The sequence below is a fragment of the Pseudomonas sp. UMAB-08 genome (assembly GCF_900095225.1).
In the GTDB taxonomy this organism is placed as follows: domain Bacteria; phylum Pseudomonadota; class Gammaproteobacteria; order Pseudomonadales; family Pseudomonadaceae; genus Aquipseudomonas.
This window is the reverse complement of sequence record NZ_LT607420.1, coordinates 139341-156311: the sequence shown is the minus strand read 5'-3', so window position 1 is coordinate 156311 and position 16971 is coordinate 139341. Positions and strand designations below refer to the sequence as shown.

16 protein-coding genes are annotated in these 16971 nt (G+C 57.8%); 7 read left to right on the top strand and 9 right to left on the bottom strand.

Annotation, left to right across the window (positions count from 1 at the left end; all coding sequences use genetic code 11):
* Positions 1 to 69: 69 nt before the first annotated feature.
* Both K0F75_RS14060 and K0F75_RS14055 read right to left on the bottom strand, forming a co-directional pair.
* On the bottom strand, positions 70 to 369 hold the full coding sequence (locus K0F75_RS14060) for a PsiF family protein (protein WP_219062478.1): 300 nt from the start codon (positions 367 to 369) through the stop codon (positions 70 to 72).
* Between the two features lie 71 nt (positions 370 to 440).
* Entirely contained in the window at positions 441 to 1241 is an 801-nt protein-coding gene (locus K0F75_RS14055) for a helix-turn-helix transcriptional regulator (protein WP_219062477.1), read from the bottom strand.
* A gap of 95 nt (positions 1242 to 1336) precedes the next feature.
* Here K0F75_RS14055 and K0F75_RS14050 point away from each other — a divergent pair, with 95 nt between their 5' ends.
* Complete coding sequence (locus K0F75_RS14050; RefSeq protein WP_219062476.1) at positions 1337 to 2224, top strand: DMT family transporter; 888 nt, start codon at positions 1337 to 1339, stop codon at positions 2222 to 2224.
* Here the strand turns inward: K0F75_RS14050 and K0F75_RS14045 are convergent.
* The gene (locus tag K0F75_RS14045; protein ID WP_219062475.1) at positions 2219 to 3109 is read right to left on the bottom strand and encodes a triacylglycerol lipase; all 891 of its coding nucleotides are present in this window, start codon (positions 3107 to 3109) and stop codon (positions 2219 to 2221) included. The two genes, K0F75_RS14050 and K0F75_RS14045, sit on opposite strands and share 6 nt — an antisense overlap.
* A gap of 236 nt (positions 3110 to 3345) precedes the next feature.
* Between K0F75_RS14045 and K0F75_RS14040 the strand changes: the two genes are divergently transcribed.
* Positions 3346 to 3879, top strand: a complete 534-nt coding sequence (locus tag K0F75_RS14040; protein ID WP_374028650.1) for a bacterioferritin — start codon at positions 3346 to 3348, stop codon at positions 3877 to 3879.
* Between the two features lie 127 nt (positions 3880 to 4006).
* On the opposite strand, the gene K0F75_RS14035 is transcribed toward K0F75_RS14040, so the two are convergent.
* Positions 4007 to 5659, bottom strand: a complete 1653-nt coding sequence (locus K0F75_RS14035) for a methyl-accepting chemotaxis protein (RefSeq protein WP_219062473.1) — start codon at positions 5657 to 5659, stop codon at positions 4007 to 4009.
* A 545-nt stretch (positions 5660 to 6204) separates the two neighbouring features.
* The gene (locus K0F75_RS14030) at positions 6205 to 8271 is read right to left on the bottom strand and encodes an AsmA family protein (RefSeq protein ID WP_219062472.1); all 2067 of its coding nucleotides are present in this window, start codon (positions 8269 to 8271) and stop codon (positions 6205 to 6207) included.
* A gap of 311 nt (positions 8272 to 8582) precedes the next feature.
* Here K0F75_RS14030 and K0F75_RS14025 point away from each other — a divergent pair, with 311 nt between their 5' ends.
* The 5 genes from K0F75_RS14025 (at position 8583) to K0F75_RS14005 (ending at position 12482) form a co-directional block, all read left to right on the top strand.
* The gene (locus K0F75_RS14025; RefSeq protein ID WP_219062471.1) at positions 8583 to 9215 is read left to right on the top strand and encodes a TetR family transcriptional regulator; all 633 of its coding nucleotides are present in this window, start codon (positions 8583 to 8585) and stop codon (positions 9213 to 9215) included.
* Between the two features lie 161 nt (positions 9216 to 9376).
* Positions 9377 to 9877, top strand: a complete 501-nt coding sequence (gene ureE / locus K0F75_RS14020) for an urease accessory protein UreE (RefSeq protein ID WP_219062470.1) — start codon at positions 9377 to 9379, stop codon at positions 9875 to 9877.
* Positions 9874 to 10548, top strand: a complete 675-nt coding sequence (locus tag K0F75_RS14015; protein ID WP_219062469.1) for an urease accessory protein UreF — start codon at positions 9874 to 9876, stop codon at positions 10546 to 10548. Before ureE ends, K0F75_RS14015 begins: the two co-directional genes overlap by 4 nt.
* Before the next feature lie 43 nt (positions 10549 to 10591).
* Positions 10592 to 11209: an urease accessory protein UreG gene (ureG, locus tag K0F75_RS14010; protein ID WP_219062468.1), complete on the top strand. Its 618-nt coding sequence runs from the start codon at positions 10592 to 10594 to the stop codon at positions 11207 to 11209.
* Between the two features lie 136 nt (positions 11210 to 11345).
* A complete protein-coding gene (locus tag K0F75_RS14005; protein WP_219062467.1) occupies positions 11346 to 12482 on the top strand; it encodes an AGE family epimerase/isomerase in 1137 nt (378 codons plus the stop codon).
* A gap of 94 nt (positions 12483 to 12576) precedes the next feature.
* On the opposite strand, the gene K0F75_RS14000 is transcribed toward K0F75_RS14005, so the two are convergent.
* The 4 genes from K0F75_RS14000 to livM all read right to left on the bottom strand — a co-directional run bounded on the left by K0F75_RS14000 (position 12577) and on the right by livM (position 16970).
* On the bottom strand, positions 12577 to 13341 hold the full coding sequence (locus K0F75_RS14000) for an SDR family oxidoreductase (RefSeq protein WP_219062466.1): 765 nt from the start codon (positions 13339 to 13341) through the stop codon (positions 12577 to 12579).
* A gap of 760 nt (positions 13342 to 14101) precedes the next feature.
* Positions 14102 to 14818 (bottom strand): ABC transporter ATP-binding protein, encoded by a 717-nt coding sequence (locus tag K0F75_RS13995; protein ID WP_219062465.1) that lies wholly within the window; start codon positions 14816 to 14818, stop codon positions 14102 to 14104.
* On the bottom strand, positions 14815 to 15690 hold the full coding sequence (locus K0F75_RS13990; protein WP_219062464.1) for an ABC transporter ATP-binding protein: 876 nt from the start codon (positions 15688 to 15690) through the stop codon (positions 14815 to 14817). The genes K0F75_RS13995 and K0F75_RS13990 overlap by 4 nt, the downstream gene beginning before the upstream one ends.
* Positions 15687 to 16970, bottom strand: a complete 1284-nt coding sequence (livM, locus tag K0F75_RS13985; RefSeq protein ID WP_219062463.1) for a high-affinity branched-chain amino acid ABC transporter permease LivM — start codon at positions 16968 to 16970, stop codon at positions 15687 to 15689. Before livM ends, K0F75_RS13990 begins: the two co-directional genes overlap by 4 nt.
* Between the last annotated feature and the right edge of the window lies 1 nt (position 16971).

Below are 16971 nucleotides of genomic sequence, written 5' to 3'. Positions count from 1 at the left end.
AAGGCCGGCAATCGCAGGTTTAAATGCGCTGGACGTGCCGCTGCGCCTGTCATGGCAGCCGGTTGTAGATTATTTTTTGAGGCACTGGCTCATGAATGCTTTGCGCTCATCGCCCTTCAGCGCTTTCGCCTGAGGATCGGCATTGCAGTCTTTCATTTTCTGCTGCTGAGGCGTGACCGCCTTGGCCGCCGGTGCGGGTGACGCTTTCAGGCAATTGCTCATGAAGGCTTTGCGCTCATCGCCCTTTAGGGTTTTCGCCTGGGGATCAGCATTGCACGCTGCCATCTTGTTCTGTTGTGCTGTAGCAGCGAAGCCTTGGGCACACATCAACACACCCACGATCAGCAAAGGTATATGCAGCATCTTCATGGAGTTTTCTCCTGATTACCGCACCGGGCAGCACGGTTCGCGTTGAAGTGTAGCCAACGCTCCGCCATGTGTTATGGCATCTGCCTATCAGGCTTTTTTGCCTGCCGCCGATACTGCTCGGGCGTACATCCGGCCAGACGCTGGAACATCGAGATAAACGCCGAGGCACTGCTGTAGCCCATATCGAAAGCGATTTCCTGCACCGAACGACGTCCTTCCAGCGCCTCGATGGCCGCCAGAAATCGCATGCGCTGACGCCAGTCACCGAAGCTCATCCCCAGCTCGCGCAGGCACAGGCGCGCCAATGTTCGTTCGCTGACATGCACCTCACGCGCCCATTCGACCAAGGGCCGGTTATCCCCGGGATCGGCCTGCAAAGCCTGGAGCACGCTGTGCAGCCCAGGGCTTTGCGCGTAAGGCAGATAGCGCGTTTGCACCTGCGCCACGCGCAATTGATCGACCACCACTTGCGCCAGCCGGATATCAGCTTCGCGCTCAGGGATTTTCACGTCCCGTTCCGCAAAGTCATTGAGGATCGCCTTGAGAATGTCGCTGATCACCAGTGTGCACGGCTCGCTCGGTAAACTGGCGCAATGCTCGAGGGCGAGATAGACCGACCGATAGACGATAGCCTGACGGTTGTAGCAACTGTGTTCGGTTGTGGGGGGTATCCACACGGCATAGTGCGGCGGCGAGATAAAGCGCTGCCCGGCTATTTCCAGCTCCATCACCCCGTGGGCGACAAAGTTGAGCTGGCCCCAGGCGTGGCTGTGCGCCGCACTGTGCGTGTCCGCGCCGAATTCGTCGTGGCGCAGGTAAACCGGGGACGGCAGCCCGGAAAAGTCTGGAATGCTTAAAAGCTTGTTGTTCATGCTGTCTGTATTCAAGGGGATGTTGTCTGAAACAGAGTATAGCCATCGATCCAGACAGGGGATAATCCAGTCTCATTTCTGTTGTGGTTGTCCTTATGCAATACCTGTATCCGTTATTGGCCATTTTGATCTGGGCCGGCAATACCGTCGTCAACAAATTGGCCGTGGGGGTGATCTTCCCCGCCGAGATCGGTTTCTATCGCTGGGTGCTGGCCGGGATCCTGTTCACGCCCTTCATGCTCAAACCAGTGCTGGCCAACTGGACGACGATAAAACCCAACCTGGGGAAAGTCTTCATCCTCGGCGTGCTCGGCATGGCGGTGTATCAAAGCCTGGCGTACTTCGCCGCAACCCTGACCTCGGCCACCAACATGGGGATCATTCTGTCGCTGATGCCGATGATGGCCCTGACGCTGTCAATAACCAGCCTTGGTAATCGCCTGACAGCAGGGGCGTTAGTGGGTGCGGTGCTGTCGTTTGGCGGGGTATTGGTGGTGATTTCAGCGGGCAACCTGAGTACCTTGATCGAGCAGGGCGTGAACATGGGCGACGCGATGATGCTGGTCGCGACCCTGGCGTATGCGGTCTACAGCACGTTGCTCAAAAAGTGGCAATTGCGCATGCCGCCCCTGCAACTGCTGTACCTGCAAGTGTTGGTGGCGATTATTGTTCTGCTGCCACTGTTTGTTCTGTCGCCCAAAGCAGGGCTGAGCCCGAGCAATATCCCTTTGATTTTATATGCCTGCATCCCCACCTCGATGCTGGCCCCGCTGATGTGGATGCACGCCATCAGCCGTCTGGGCCCGAGTCGCACGACGTTGTTTTTCAACCTGCTGCCGATCGTCACCGCACTGATTGCCGCTGCAGTGCTGGGCGAACGCCTGGCCCTGTACCACTTGCTCGGCGGTGCGCTGACGCTGGGTGGCGTGGTGCTGGCGGAACGCTGGAAGACACCGTTACGGGCCCGATCAGCAGCCTTATAGCCCCGCCGCTTTCAGACGCTCGGCATGCTCGGTGAACAACCGCACCGGGTCAGCCCCCTTGCCCACCAGCCCGAGTGTCTGGTTGACGATGTCGAAATGGTCGAGCGGATAGTCATCGCCGATGACCGTTCCCAAGTGCGAACTGAAACGCCCGACCATACCGTCGCAATGCCCAACTTCACGGGTAAAAGTACGGGCAAACAGGCGACAGGTGACGTTGGTACCGTCCAGACGATTACGCCCGCGATCACTGCGCCCTGGCTGCAACGTGCCGGACCACGAGTAATAACGCACACCGTTGACCGACTCTTCGCCCTGCCCGCCCCACGCCTCGGGCAAGCCTTGCGGGCAGCGGTGGTTGAACAGCGCCACGCCCTCGGTAGTCAGCGATTGGTGAGACGCATCGACATCGATCGGCAGCTTTGGCCCGCGATAGCCGGTCTCCAACAGGCGCATCAATCCGGCCATCAGGCGCATGGCGCCATTGAGCAGGCATCGCCGGACCGTGCCGAGAGGGAAGCTTCGTCCCAGGTAATCCGCCAGCTCCGAGCCATGATTCGGGCCGGCGACCGAGGTCACGGACGCTACCAGATCCGGGCGTTTCGCTGCGGCGTAGCGACTGGTCAGCGCGCCCTGACTATGGCCGATCAGGTTGACCTTGGCCGCCCCCGTTTCGCGCAGTATTCGCTCGATCTGTTGCAGCAATTGTTCGCCGCACACTTCAGTGGAATTGACTGCAGACACCATCACCGGAAAGACCTTGGCCCCACCCTGCCGCAACCTCGACACGATCCCGAACCAGTAGGGGTACACCACCACCCGGACAAACCCTAATAAACCCGGAACCATCACCAGCGGATAACGTGTGGCCAACTCTTGCGTCATAAACCCGGATCCTTTGCATAGAGGACTTCAACCCTGACGGCACCTGCGCAATGCGGGCCCACTGTCTCGTGTCCAATTAAAACTGGCAATGGACCAACCACGCCCACTTCAATAAAACTTTCTCGCTGTTCATCACTCACAACTACGTACCGATCACGCCGGAGTACCCATTTGAAGGTTTAAACGGGCAACTCTCGAGAGCGAGACGGAAACCGGATTAGCCCTGGAGATTGATGATGAGCAACGAGCAGCAATTATCAGATGTGAGCAGCTTGCGCCAACGTGCGCGCGTGAATGTGGAAAACGGTGCAGTCACCGAGGGTTACAGCGCTGACCGTGAAACCGTATTGCGTTTGCTCAACGAGTCACTGGCCACAGAGCTGGTGTGCATCCTGCGCTATAAGCGCCACTACTACATGGCCAAAGGCCTGAAAGCCAACGTCGCGGCTACCGAGTTCCTCGAGCACGCTCAGCAAGAGGCAGAGCATGCGGACCTGCTGGCGGAGCGGATCGTGCAGTTGGGCGGCGAACCGGAATTCAATCCGGACACCCTGTCGAAAAACTCCCACGCGCAATACGTCGCCGGCAACACGCTTAAGGAAATGGTCTACGAGGACTTGGTCGCCGAACGGATCGCCATCGACAGCTACCGCGAAATCATTCAATACATCGGCGAACAGGACCCGACCACCCGGCGGATTTTCGAAGTGATCCTCGCTCAAGAAGAAGAGCACGCCGATGACATGGCGGATATTTTGAAGGATTTGTGATGACCGCCTAGACGCATTCGCAGGCTGCACCCGCAGAGAATCGAGTCATTCTGTGGGTGCAGGCTGCCTGCGAAAGCGGTCGTAATCCGTATGCCATCCTGAAACCGCTCTTTTATGAGCGACTATTTTAAACTTGGAAACGACCTATTTGGTGTTGTAAAGCACTGCCGAGATTTGCCAAGCCAGTGCTGGAAGCAGCCGTTTGTTCGCTAGCGATCGCTGATTGGTCGGCGATATCGCGTACAGAGGTCACACTACGGCTAATCTCCTCGGCGACAGCACTTTGTTCTTCCCCTGCGGTTGCAATTTGTCTCACCATTTGTTGAATATTCGCAATCATCTCGGCGATGGCCGCCACCGCATTGCCTGTGTTTGAAACTTGAATCACCGTCTCGTCGGTAAGACCGCGACAGACATCCATCATCCCCGCAGCCTCTTCGGCGATTTGTTGTAAGCCGGTCGTGAGCTTTTCTATCTCTTGGGTTGCTCCTTGCGTACGCTTGGCCAAGTTTCGAACCTCATCGGCAACCACTGCAAAGCCACGGCCGGCATCCCCAGCGCGAGCCGCTTCGATGGCGGCATTCAGTGCGAGCAGGTTGGTCTGATCCGCTACCGATTTGATCACATCAAGAACGCCACCTATATGTTCGCTTTCCTGTTTGAGGCGGGTCATGGCAGTCGCAGATTTAGAGACTTCATCTGCAAGACGCGTAATCTGAGTGATTGCCAGCTTGGCCATTCCGCCACCTGCCTGCGCCTGCATATCTGCACTTAAGGCTGCATTTGCCGCGTCCTCAGAATTACGGGCCACTTCAAGAGCAGTGGCCAACATTTCATGAATGGCCGTCGCGACCTGATCGATTTCCAACCGTTGGTTCGCGACACCAATACGGCTCTGCTCTGTGGCGGCGGAGAGTTCTTCCGCAGCCGTTGAAATGACATTCGATGAACTGTGCACTTGACCGATAAGGCGACTTAAACTTGATTGCATTTCACCCAGCGAAAACAGGACGCTGTCTCGGGCGGCGGTTTTAACTTCGGGGATAGGCCGTATATCGCCCGAGGCGACTCGCTGCGCAATAGTGGAAAGCACCGCGGGTTCGGCGCCTAGGGCGCGAGCCAAACCGCGTATGATTAACAGTGAAAGGATCAAGGCGATCACCACTGCAAAACCACTGACGGCGATCAGTATGTTACGTTGTCCTGCATATTCAGCGCGGGCTCGTTCCAGGCTGGCCATCGCACGTTGGGTGCCAAACGTCGTATATGCATTTACGGCGGCGACCAACTGATTAAGTAACGGCAGGCATTCGGTATTCATTTTGAGGACTGCCGCCTCCTTGTTTCCTTTCGTTGCCAAACTAACTATGTCCATCGCGACAGGGCCGTAACGAGACTCGATATTCTCTATTACCGTTAGCAAGCGGTGTTCTTCACTCCCATTGTCTACCGATGATAACCGACCAATCGAAGTACTCAACTCGGCCAGCAAACTGCTAACGCGTTTGTGGGCGAGAATCACTGTGGCACTTTCGGACTCCCGCTCAGGTGCCGAGGTAACAAGAACCAGGTTACGTGCCGATATGGCCCGTTGCTGAGCGAAAAACAGTAGACTCGTGGCTATTTCTTTGCGCTTGCTAAGCCCATCGACATAATCGGAAAAACGCTGATTGGCATCACTGAGATTTAAGAGGGAAAGCAAGCAAACCAGCAAAATTATGAGCGTCATAACGCCAAAGCTAAGACTCAGTTTGGCCTTTACAGATAGGTTGCTTATCATTATTTTAACCTGCGCCTGAAGAGCGATCTCATTGTGAATTCCGCAACTTTCAGCAGACTACCACGCGAACATTATAATAATGATGGTTGCTGGCTAAAAAGCGATTTTTTATTAAGTTAAATTTTGCAAGCCTGCTAACTGCTATTCGAAAAGATACAGTAAAGTTCCAAAGGGACATTCATTGTAACCGTCCGGTTATGCTGATGAGTCTGATCCAGACTGCCACGCTCAACGAGCAGGGGTCTCGACAGGAATGGCCGTTACCCCCGCACAGATTCGTAGGTGCGGAATTACCGCCTATAGCGCCTGCCACACGTAAGTGACGCGAAACGACCCTTTGGGTAAGGATGTGCATTTATGGGTCTAGGTATAGGGAGCACAGCATCGGCGATCAGCGTGCGTCTTTGAATGTCGGAAACATGGAGCGGATACAGTTAATGTGTATCGCTTTACCCCCCCGACCTACCAAGAGCCCTATAACCGCCGCTGTAAAAGGACAATGTTCGCTCATACGGAGTCAGGGTGGCTCTACTGGGCTCCGGATATCACTTCACGGTCTTCGGCGCCTTGCCTGCTTTCATCTGTTCCAGCAACGGCGCGCATTGGTTCGGCTCGCCTCCGCTAGGCGCCACCAGGGCGAGCAAACCGGCAGCGGGTCCCATGACCACCCCCAACAGCACCATCCCTGCCCCCCTTAATAGCAGCGGCCCGGTCTCGACACCGGCATCAGGCTTGGCGAACGGCCCGCGGACATACAGCGGCGAACGCAACGAAAACACGCGCATGCCCTTGGATTCCGGATTGATCTTCAGATCCAGCTGCTCGCTGCTGAAGTTCGCCGTGCCATCGATGTAGACGATCGCGTTCTCGGTATCGAACACGAACAACCGGGTTGTGGCGAGGCCATTTTTGATCCCCAGATCAGCTGCGGCGCAATTGATCTTCACCGTCTGGTCGCCAAACATCTTGCCGACCACGTAGTTGCCGACGTTGAGCCCGGCGATCTCCATCAACCCACGGCTGATCGCGCCGTCGTTGACCAACATTTTCAGATCACCATTGGACGTCCCCAGCAACGCGGCTATCGAATTGCCGCGCCCGCTGATGTCCGCGTCACCATTCAACTCGCCGAAGCTGGTTTTCATGGGTTCGAATGTCGGAAACAACTGCTTGAGTTTGAAGTTACGTGCGGTGAGCTTCGCCCGCCCTTGCAGTGGCGTGGCGCGTCCGTCCAGGCGAATGTCCGCGTCCAGCTTGCCGCCCGCCACGCCGAAACGCAGGGGTTGCAGGCTTAATTGGCCGTCGTCGAGCACCACGTGGGTGTACAGGTCAGTGAACGGCAAGTCTGTGCTCTGGACAATTTTCTTACCGGTGAACTCGACGTCGGCATCCATATCGCGCCAGCGCTCGGTGCGAAACGCCTCAACTGGCAGCACCTTACCTGCAGGCTGCTTGCTGTCGCCCCCGCGCTTTTTCTGTGCGGCATTGGAGTCGGCACCAATCAGTGGCGCCAGATCGGCCAGCAGTAACTGGTTGGACACCAGCGTCCCGGTCAGCTTCGGACGCGGCTGGCTGGCGACGTAACCGAGATCACCCTGGATATCACTGTTGCCGATCTTGCCGTTGAAGCCCTCGTACCGAAACGACGCGCCATCGGACTCATGCAGTTTGGCCACCAGATGACCATCAGTGGCATAGGCTGGCGAGTCCGGCAAGGTCACGCCGGTCAGCGGGTACAGGTTAGCTAGGCTGCTGCCCGCGAGTTTCAGGCGCAGGTCCAGCGCACCCAGGTTTTGCGGGTCGGTCAGGGTGCCGGCAACCGTAATATGGGTGTCGGCAATCTGCAGATCGGCTTGCAGCGGGAAAGGTTGTGCTGGGTCTTTGAGCGCCAGCAACCCACCGACTTTGCCGGTGCCACTGAGCTTCTGGCCGTGATACTGCCCTTTGACCGTCAGGCCAAAGGTGTAATCCTGCGGCGCGACGCCCTGATTATGAATTTTTTTCGCCTGGCCACTGCCGACGATATCGCTGAACGGGATGGGTTTGCCCAACAGATCAATGACCAGATCGACCTGCGTGTTGAGGTGCTGGTCATTGAGGCTGACCAGCCCTTTATCAAAGCCAATCGTGCCGATGTCGATCACCCATTTCGAAGGCTCGGCGCTGGCGTCGGCCTTGGGCAGGTCGAAGGTCCAGTTGGCGCGGCCATCAGCCAGGCGCTCCAGCTTCGCATCGGGCCCCGTCAGATCGATTCGCGGGATTACAACCTGCTGAAGCAACAATGGCAGGAGCGCCAAACGAAACTCAACACGCTTGAGGGTGACCATCTGCGGACTTTTGGACCAGTCCGGATTGCCCAGCATCAGGTCTTCAGCGACGACATGCGGCCACGGCAACCACGCGCGCCAACCGCCTTGATCAGACTCACGCTGCCAGAGCACCGCGAGATTGCCATTGATTGCAAAGGGCCGATGCAGCGCCTCAGAGACTTTTTCGTTGAGGGTCGGTTTGATTCGATTCCAATCGAACGTCGCAATCACAATGCCCAGAACCGCGAACAACACCAACAGCGTGGCACCCATACCGCTAAAAAATTTACTGCCGCGCGTCATTGCACGATTCTCCTGATAGCGGCAACACGCCCACGTATAGAGGGGCGCGCCTCCGAACGACTTTGCTGTTCGACTGAAAAAAGCCGTTCAGGTTTGGTCAACGTGGCAAATAAGCTGAATTCGATTCGATGATGCCACCGCCTGTCTACCCACTCGGTCGCGCACTGAGGGAGGTTCTGGTCGTCTGGCTGGCTCACTGTCAGCGCATTTCTGCTGTTTACTGAAACTCACTTTTGCAGCGGTCGATTCGACGCATGCGAAGTTCATTTGATAGAGTGCCGAGCAGTCTCCTTTCAGATATCTGCTGCCCCATGCTGCTCCGCGCCGAACAGAAACAACAAACCCGTCACGCCTTGCTCGACGCCGCTCGCAGCTTGATGGAGAGCGGCCGAGGATTCGGCAGCCTGAGCCTGCGTGAAGTGGCCAAAGCAGCGGGCATCGTGCCGACCGGATTCTACCGGCATTTCGAGGACATGGACCAACTGGGCCTGACCCTGGTCTGCGAAGTAGGCGAAACCTTTCGCGAAACCATTCGGCTGGTGCGGCACAACACCTTCGTGGCGACCGGAATCATTGACGCGTCGGTGAAAATCTTTCTCGAGGTGGTCGCCGCCAACCGTTCACAGTTTCTGTTTCTGGCCCGCGAACAATATGGGGGCTCGCTTCAAGTGCGTCAGGCGCTGGGCGCCCTGCGTGAAGGCATCAGCGCTGACCTCGCCACTGACTTGGCGGGGATGCCTAAATTGCAGCACCTCAACCCTGATGACCTGTCTGTCATGGCCGATCTGGTGGTGAAGAGCGTCTTCGCCATGCTCCCAGAGCTGATCGACCCACCCGCCGAGAACCTTGCCGAACACCTGACGCCCCGGGCTAAAATCACCCAGCAATTGCGCTTCATCTTTATCGGTGCCAACCATTGGCAAGGGCTTGGCAGTACCGAGTGACCCGCAATAGCGCTCCAATCAGCGATACGCACTAATAGGGTGCCGCTCTGCGTGCTATCTGCACGCAGATGCAGCACTCTCTGTCAGCAAACTCCCACACGATCACTGTTGGCAAGCCCCTTGCTCTGCCTACTGCATCGCACTTAGCTGGAAGCACTCTGATGCTGGTGATTCATCGAAGAATCGATCCTCAAGCCACATGGTCTGCCGAGCTGCATTTGAATTTCGAGGCGCGCAGTAAAAGCCGCCTGCGGTGTTTCAGTGCCGAGGGTGAGGACGTCGGGCTATTTCTTGAACGCGGTCAGCCACCCCTGCGCGACGGTGAGTGCCTGCAAGCCGAGGACGGGCGCATCGTTCGCGTGTGCGCCCGGCCTGAACAACTGCTGCACGTCACCTGTTCCAACGCTTATGAGCTGACCCGCGCCGCGTATCACCTGGGCAATCGACATGTCGCCCTGCAAGTGGGCGATGGCTGGTTGCGCCTGCTTGATGACTATGTGCTCAAGGCCATGCTCGACCAACTCGGCGCAACCACCGAATCCATTGAGGCCCCGTTCCAACCCGAGCATGGCGCTTATGGTGGCGGCCATCACCATTCGCGGGCGGGCGAGGAAGAGTTTAATTACCCGCCACGCATGCACCAATTTGGCGTGCGTACGTGAACAACGCCTGGGCGCTGCTGCGTCTGGCCAGTCCGCAACTGCCGATTGGCGGTTACAGCTATTCCCAAGGGCTGGAAATGGCGGTCGAGCAAGCGTTGGTCGCCGACTCAGACAGCGCTCGACGCTGGATAGGTGATCAACTGTTGCTCAATCTGGCGCGTTTCGAAGCGCCATTATTGCTGGCCCATTGCACCGCAGCGGCACAGGACGATTGGGGCCAATTATTCCAGCTGAGCCAGGAACACCGCGCCAGTCGAGAAACCCGCGAGTTCTATCAGGAAAGCCGGCAGATGGGCTATTCCCTGCAACAACTGCTCAATGGCCTGCCTGAACTGGATCAACCGGCACGGGCATTCCTTGTACAACTGCCAGAGCCGCATTTCGCATTGGGTTGGGCCTTGGCCGCCCGGGCCTGGCAAATCAGCCCGCAAGACGCCTTGGCCGCATGGTTATGGAGCTGGCTGGAAAACCAACTGGCCGTGCTGATGAAAACCCTGCCGATGGGCCAGCAAGCTGCGCAACGCCTGACCAGCGAGTTGTTGCCCCTGCTGCAACAGGCTCAACAGCAGGCCACGACAACCGAACCCCGGCATTACGGCAGCGCCGCCTTTGGCCTCTCGCTGGCGAGCATGGCCCATGAACGTCAATACAGCCGACTGTTTCGGTCCTGATCTTTTTTTGTGTAGAGCCTTGTAGCGCTCAATGGAGAACATTATGAACAGCCAACCCCTGCGCGTCGGCATCGGTGGCCCGGTCGGTTCCGGCAAAACGGCCCTGACCCTGGCCCTGTGCCTGGCCCTGCGCGACCGTTACAACCTGGCCGTGGTCACCAACGATATCTACACCCGTGAGGACGCCGACTTTCTGGTGCGCAATCAAGCCCTCGCGCCCGAGCGGATCATCGGCGTCGAAACGGGCGGCTGCCCACACACCGCCATTCGCGAAGATGCCTCGATCAATCTGGAAGCGGTGGACCAACTGAACCGGCGCTTTCCGGGACTGGACCTGATCATCGTCGAATCCGGTGGCGATAACCTGTCCGCGACCTTCAGCCCCGAGCTGTCGGACCTGACCCTCTACGTGATCGACGTCTCGGCCGGCGACAAACTGCCACGCAAGGGCGGTCCCGGTATCTGCAAGTCGGATTTGCTGGTGATCAACAAGGTCGACCTGGCCCCGCTGGTGGGCGCATCGCTGGAAATAATGGACCGAGACACGAAGAAGATGCGCGGTGAAAAACCCTTCGTCTTCAGCAATCAGAAAACAGGTCTGGGTCTCGAACAAATCATTGCCTTCATCGAGCGCCAGGGCCTGCTGACTCAGACGGCGTGATTTGCCGCGAATAAGCTCGCCCCCACAGATCGCATTTTTGTGGGATCGAATTTATTCGCCAATGGGTCAACACGGTGTACCTGATACACCGTTGCGTTACCATGTCGCGCAAACGCCCTAGCCGTGACGCCAGCCGATGCCCGATGCTTCCAGCTCTGCCTCCAAGCCTGAATTGACCCCTGTATTCGCTGCTGTGCAGCTACATTTTCAGCAGGTAATCGTGCCGCTCTGGCTAGGTTCTGGCTGGAATGCGGCGCTGGCGCTGCCGTATGAGGCCGTGGACGCCGATCATCAGCCGTTGCCTCCCAAGCGCTACCGCGCCATGGCGTGTGCGCGGCAGTTGTACCTGTTCTCCAGCCTGATCGATCAGCCCTCGACGCCGGATGCACGCGTCCATGCCGCAGCCCTGTTCCGCTCTTTGCAGCAGCATTTCCATGATGCCGAGTACGGTGGCTGGTTTTACAGCATCGATCCGCAAGGTGGGCCTCTGGATCGGCGCAAAGACCTGTACACCCATGCGTTCATCATTTTCGCCTGCGCTCATTACTGGGCCAAGGTGCGCGATCCATTGGTCGAGTCGGTACTCAATGCGGCCCTGAACGTGGTCGCCGAGCGCTTCACCAATGGCGACGGGCTTTACGAAGCCTGTCTCGATCAGGATTGGTCGTTCCTCGACAGTGGTCCGCTACAGAATCCATTGATGCATCTGGCCGAGGCCTTCCTCGCCACCGTGTCCGTGCGCGAGGACCTGCCCACTCAAGCAGCATTGGCCGCATTGGTCGCCGCGATGCAGGCGCAATTCATCGACCCGGCGCACGGCGTGTTGCTGGAAAAACCGCTGGGGGCTGTGGATAACTGGTTCGAGCCGGGGCATCAGTTCGAATGGTTCTTCTTGCTTGAGTCCTCGCCACTGCTGCGTGGCAGTCCCCTGCACGCATCGCTGAGCCGAGCGTTCGCGTTTGCCGAGCGACACGGCGTCGATCCGCAAACAGGCGCAGTCAAGGCAATGCTGGACGTGAACGGCGCGGTGCGCGATGGCACCCAGCGAATCTGGGCGCAGGCCGAATACCTGCGGGCATTGACCCTACGGCCTGACAGCGATGCGTTGCTGGCGCGCCAACTGGTGGCCCTGCAACAACGCTTTCTGCACCCGGCAGGCTGGCATGAATGCCTGGACGCCGACGGCAAGGTCAGCCGCAACGATATGCCGTCGACCACGCCTTATCATTTGGCGACCTGCTATGCAGGACTGGTTGAGTATTTCGACATCTGATAAATCGCCTTCGCGAATGAATTCGCTTCCACAGAAGATCGTATACCCCTGTGTGCCAATTTATTCGCGAAGAAGCCCCCGCCGTCTCCCTGACTCAGCCCCGGCTGCGATCAATCGAAAAACCAGCCCACGTCTGGCTCACCGGCATCAACTCAAGGCTGTTGATGTTGATGTGCGCAGGGGTGTTCAGCACCCAGAAAATGGTCTCGGCGATGTCCTGTGGCTGGATCGGCTCGGCGCCCGCGTACGTGGCGTCATAACGTTCCTTGTCACCGGCAAAACGCACCAGCGAGAACTCGCTTTCGCACAGACCCGGCTCAATGTTGGTCACACGTACGCCAGTGCCTACCAGGTCGCAGCGCAGGTTCAACGAAAACTGTTTGACGAACGCTTTGGACGCGCCATACACGTGGCTGCCCGGGTACGGATAATTGCCCGCGATGGAACCCAGGTTGATGATCCCGGCCCCACGCCCGTGAGCGATCAACCGTGGCAGCAACAAACGGGTGCTGTACAGCAGGCCCTTGATGTTGGTGTCGACCATGGTGTCCCAGTCATCCAGATCACATTTCGGCGCAGGGTCCACGCCCAGTGCCAGACCGGCGTTATTGATCAGTGCGCGCAGGGTCGCGAACTCAGCCGGCAGGCCCTCGATGGCACTCTCCATGGCCTTGCGGTCGCGTACGTCCAGCACCAGGCCATGGACCTTGGTCTGCTTGGACAACTCGGCGCACAGCGCGTTGAGGCGCTCCTCACGACGGCCCGTCAGCACCAGCGACCAGCCAGCGTCGGCAAATCGACGGGCGCACGCTTCGCCAAAGCCGGAAGTTGCACCGGTAATGAACACAGTGGAAGTCATGTCTTTCTCCTGATTTGGCTTGAACGTAGCGCAGCCATGATGACGGGTAAGGGAAACAGGTCAGCAGAATGCCCGCCCAAGCGGGTTTCCAGCAACCCTTTGGGGATAAATCAGCCTCCTGCGCTGGCTGCGACTGTACAAAAAACACTCTATCGAGGCAAAGCCACGTTCCATATGGGCTGCACTGGGTTTTACCCACCTTATCCACAGTCAGACCCACAGTCTTTGGGGGCAAGTGCACATTAGCTCAGACCCGCCAATGCAGGGCCTGCGTGCAGATTTCGGACGTTTTTCACTTGACCCCGGGGTCCGCGCATGTAGCAGGCACAAATCAGCCTGCCAGACCAAAACTGCCGGTGAAGGCCCCATGCCAGTAACTACGGCCCTTAGCCGAACCTTTCCAGTGCTTGCCCACAGACTTATCCACAGGCTGCGCCGATAAATTAACTGTACGAATAACCAGCTATAAAACCGTTGACAGAACGCACCAGAGCTCGCGTAAAAACCACTGATCAAAAAATAACCAAACTTCTACAGGCCACGTATAACAAGGGCTCCAGCCAGCTACTCCCATGTTACCCACAGCCGCTTCCACAGCAATCTTGGACAAGTCAAAAGCGTGACAAAACAACTATTTGCAGCGGCTTTATGTCGCGCTTCCAGAGCTTGTGAAAATTGTTTTCCACAATTTGAAAAAAGCGCGCCCCGAGTGAATTTCACCCGGGGCGCGCTTGGTATTTACAGCCTGTTTGAGTGCGGGTCAGTGACCGCCGAGATACGCGTTCCTGACCTCATCGTTGACCAACAACTCCTGCCCGGTACCTGTCAGGCGGATCTCGCCGTTAACCATCACGTAGGCGCGATCAGAGAGCTTCAGCGCGTGGTTGGCGTTCTGTTCCACCAGGAAGATCGTCATCCCGCTGGAGGCCAGCTCACGCAAGGTCTGGAAGATCTGCTTGACCACGATCGGCGCCAGCCCCAGCGACGGCTCATCGAGCAGCAGCAGTTTGGGTCGGCTCATCAGTGCACGAGCGATGGCGAGCATTTGCTGCTCACCACCGGACATGGTCATGGCGCGCTGATTGCGGCGCTCCTTGAGCCGTGGGAACAGGTCGAACATGTGCTGCATGTCTTCCGTGGCGAACTTGTCGCCAATCGGAATGGTGCCCATCAGCAGGTTTTCCTCGACTGACATGTCGGGGAACACCCGCCGCCCTTCTGGCGACTGCGCTATGCCATTGGAGGCAATGTAGTGCGAAGACTTCTGCGTGATGTCGACGCCGCGATAAATGATCTGCCCATTGGCGGCGCGTGGCTGGCCGAAAATCGACATCAACAGGGTCGACTTGCCGGCCCCGTTGGAGCCGATCAGGCTGACGGTTTCACCTTCGTTGATGTGCAACGACACTTTTTTCAGGGCCTGGATCGGCCCGTAAAACACATCGATCTCTTTCAGTTCGAGGATCGGTTCGCTCATACCAACTCCTCTTCATCAGCGCCCAGGTACGCGGCAATCACTTTCGGGTCGTGGCGGATCTGATCGGGGCCTCCTTCGGCGATCACGTTGCCGTGGTCGAGGACCACGATGTAATCGGAAATACTCATGACCATGCCCATGTCGTGTTCGATCAACACCACTGTCAGGTCGTGTTCGTCGCGCAGCAACCGAATCATTTTGCTCAGGGCTTCGGTTTCCTGTGGGTTGAGGCCCGCAGCCGGTTCGTCCAGGCAAATGATCTGCGGCCGTGTGCACATGGCCCGAGCGATTTCCAGACGCCGTTGCTGGCCGTAGGACAGTTCGCCCGCCAAGCGGTTGGCGCAGTCCACCAGGTCGACCACTTCCAGCCAGTAAAAGGCATGGTCCAGGGCATCGCTTTCAGCTTTGCGATAGCCCTTGGTGTTGAGAATCCCGGCCACCATGCTGCGGTTGACCCACATGTGCTGAGCCACCAGCAGGTTTTCCAGTACCGACATTTCCTTGAACAAGCGAATGTTCTGGAAGGTGCGTGCGAGACCGGCACGATTCACCAGGTGCGTGCCACCGAACATTTTGTAGAACAGACGGCTGGCGAAGGCTTTTGGCGCGACGAAATCAGTGACGCGAAAGGACTCACCCAGCAACTGGATGATGTTGGTACGAGTGCCGCGGGCATTCAGCTCGATCCGCCCGCCCGAGGCTTTGTAAAAGCCGGTCAGGCAGTTGAACACCGTGGTCTTGCCGGCACCGTTAGGCCCGATCAAGGCAAAAATCGAGTTGCGCTTGACCTTCAGGCTGACGTCGCTGAGCGCCTTGATCCCACCGAAGTGCATCATCAGGTTCTCTACCGAAAGAATGACTTCATCGCTCATGGCGCCACTCCTTTACGCGGGGTAATACCGGTCCGGCTGATACGGATCAAGCCACGCGGTCTCCAGATCATCATCAACACCATCAGGATGCCGAACAGCAACACACGGTATTCCGAGAAGCTGCGCAGCAGTTCCGGGGCGACGGTCAGAACGAACGCCGCAATCACCACACCGATGGTCGAGCCCATGCCCCCCAGCACCACGATGGCGAGGATCAGCGCCGACTCGAAGAAGGAGAACGACGTCGGGTTGACGAACCCCTGATAGCTGGCGAAAAACACACCCGCCAAACCGGCAGTGGACGCACCGATAGTGAACGCAGAGAGCTTCACCAGAACATGGTTCAGGCCCATGGAGCGGCAGGCGATTTCATCTTCACGCAAGGCTTCCCAGGCACGACCGACCGGCATGCGAGTCAGGCGATGCTTGACGTAGAGCACCAGCAGGACCACCAGGAACAGCACGGTGTAAATGAACAGGAATTTCAGGTTCGGGTTGTATTCGGTCCCGAAGAACTGGTGGAAGGGTATCCCCCCATCCTTGGCCACACGCCCGAACTCCAGGCCGAGAAAGGTCGGCGATGGCACCGGCATGCCGTTCGGTCCGCCGGTAAAGGACAGCCAGTTGGTCAACACCAGACGAATGATTTCCCCGAAGCCCAAGGTCACGATGGCGAGGTAGTCACCGTGCATTCGTAACACCGGGAAGCCAAGTATGCATCCGGCCAGCGCCGCCGTGAGAGCCGCCAGCGGCAGGACCGTCCAGAACCCCAGCCCAAGGTAGTGATACCCCAGCGCCAGGCCATAGGCACCAATGGCATAGAACGCCACATAACCCAGGTCGAGCAGACCGGCCAGACCGACCACGATATTGAGGCCAAGGCCCAGCAATACGTAGATCAGGCCGAGAATCACCACTGTCAGCAGGTACTTGTTGGCGAAGATCGGGAAGATGATGGCAATCACGATCAGCAGCGGAATGACCCAGTACAGCTTTGACTTGTGGTCAGGTGCCCGGACATGCACGCCGGAGCCGGTGACTTCAAACCCTTGCAGCACTTTCAGGCCCTGCGCGGTTTGCAGAAACAGGCTCAAGAGAAAACGCCCGACCATGACAATCCCGACCATCCACGCCACGCGGGTGGGTTGCAGGTTGTAGCTATAGCCATCGAGCACCACGCCGACAACCGGGCCGAACACAATCAAGGAGATCAGCCCGGCCAGAATGGCGTCAACCAGGCTTTTCTTGATATCGATAGGTTTATTATTGGCTGCAGACATA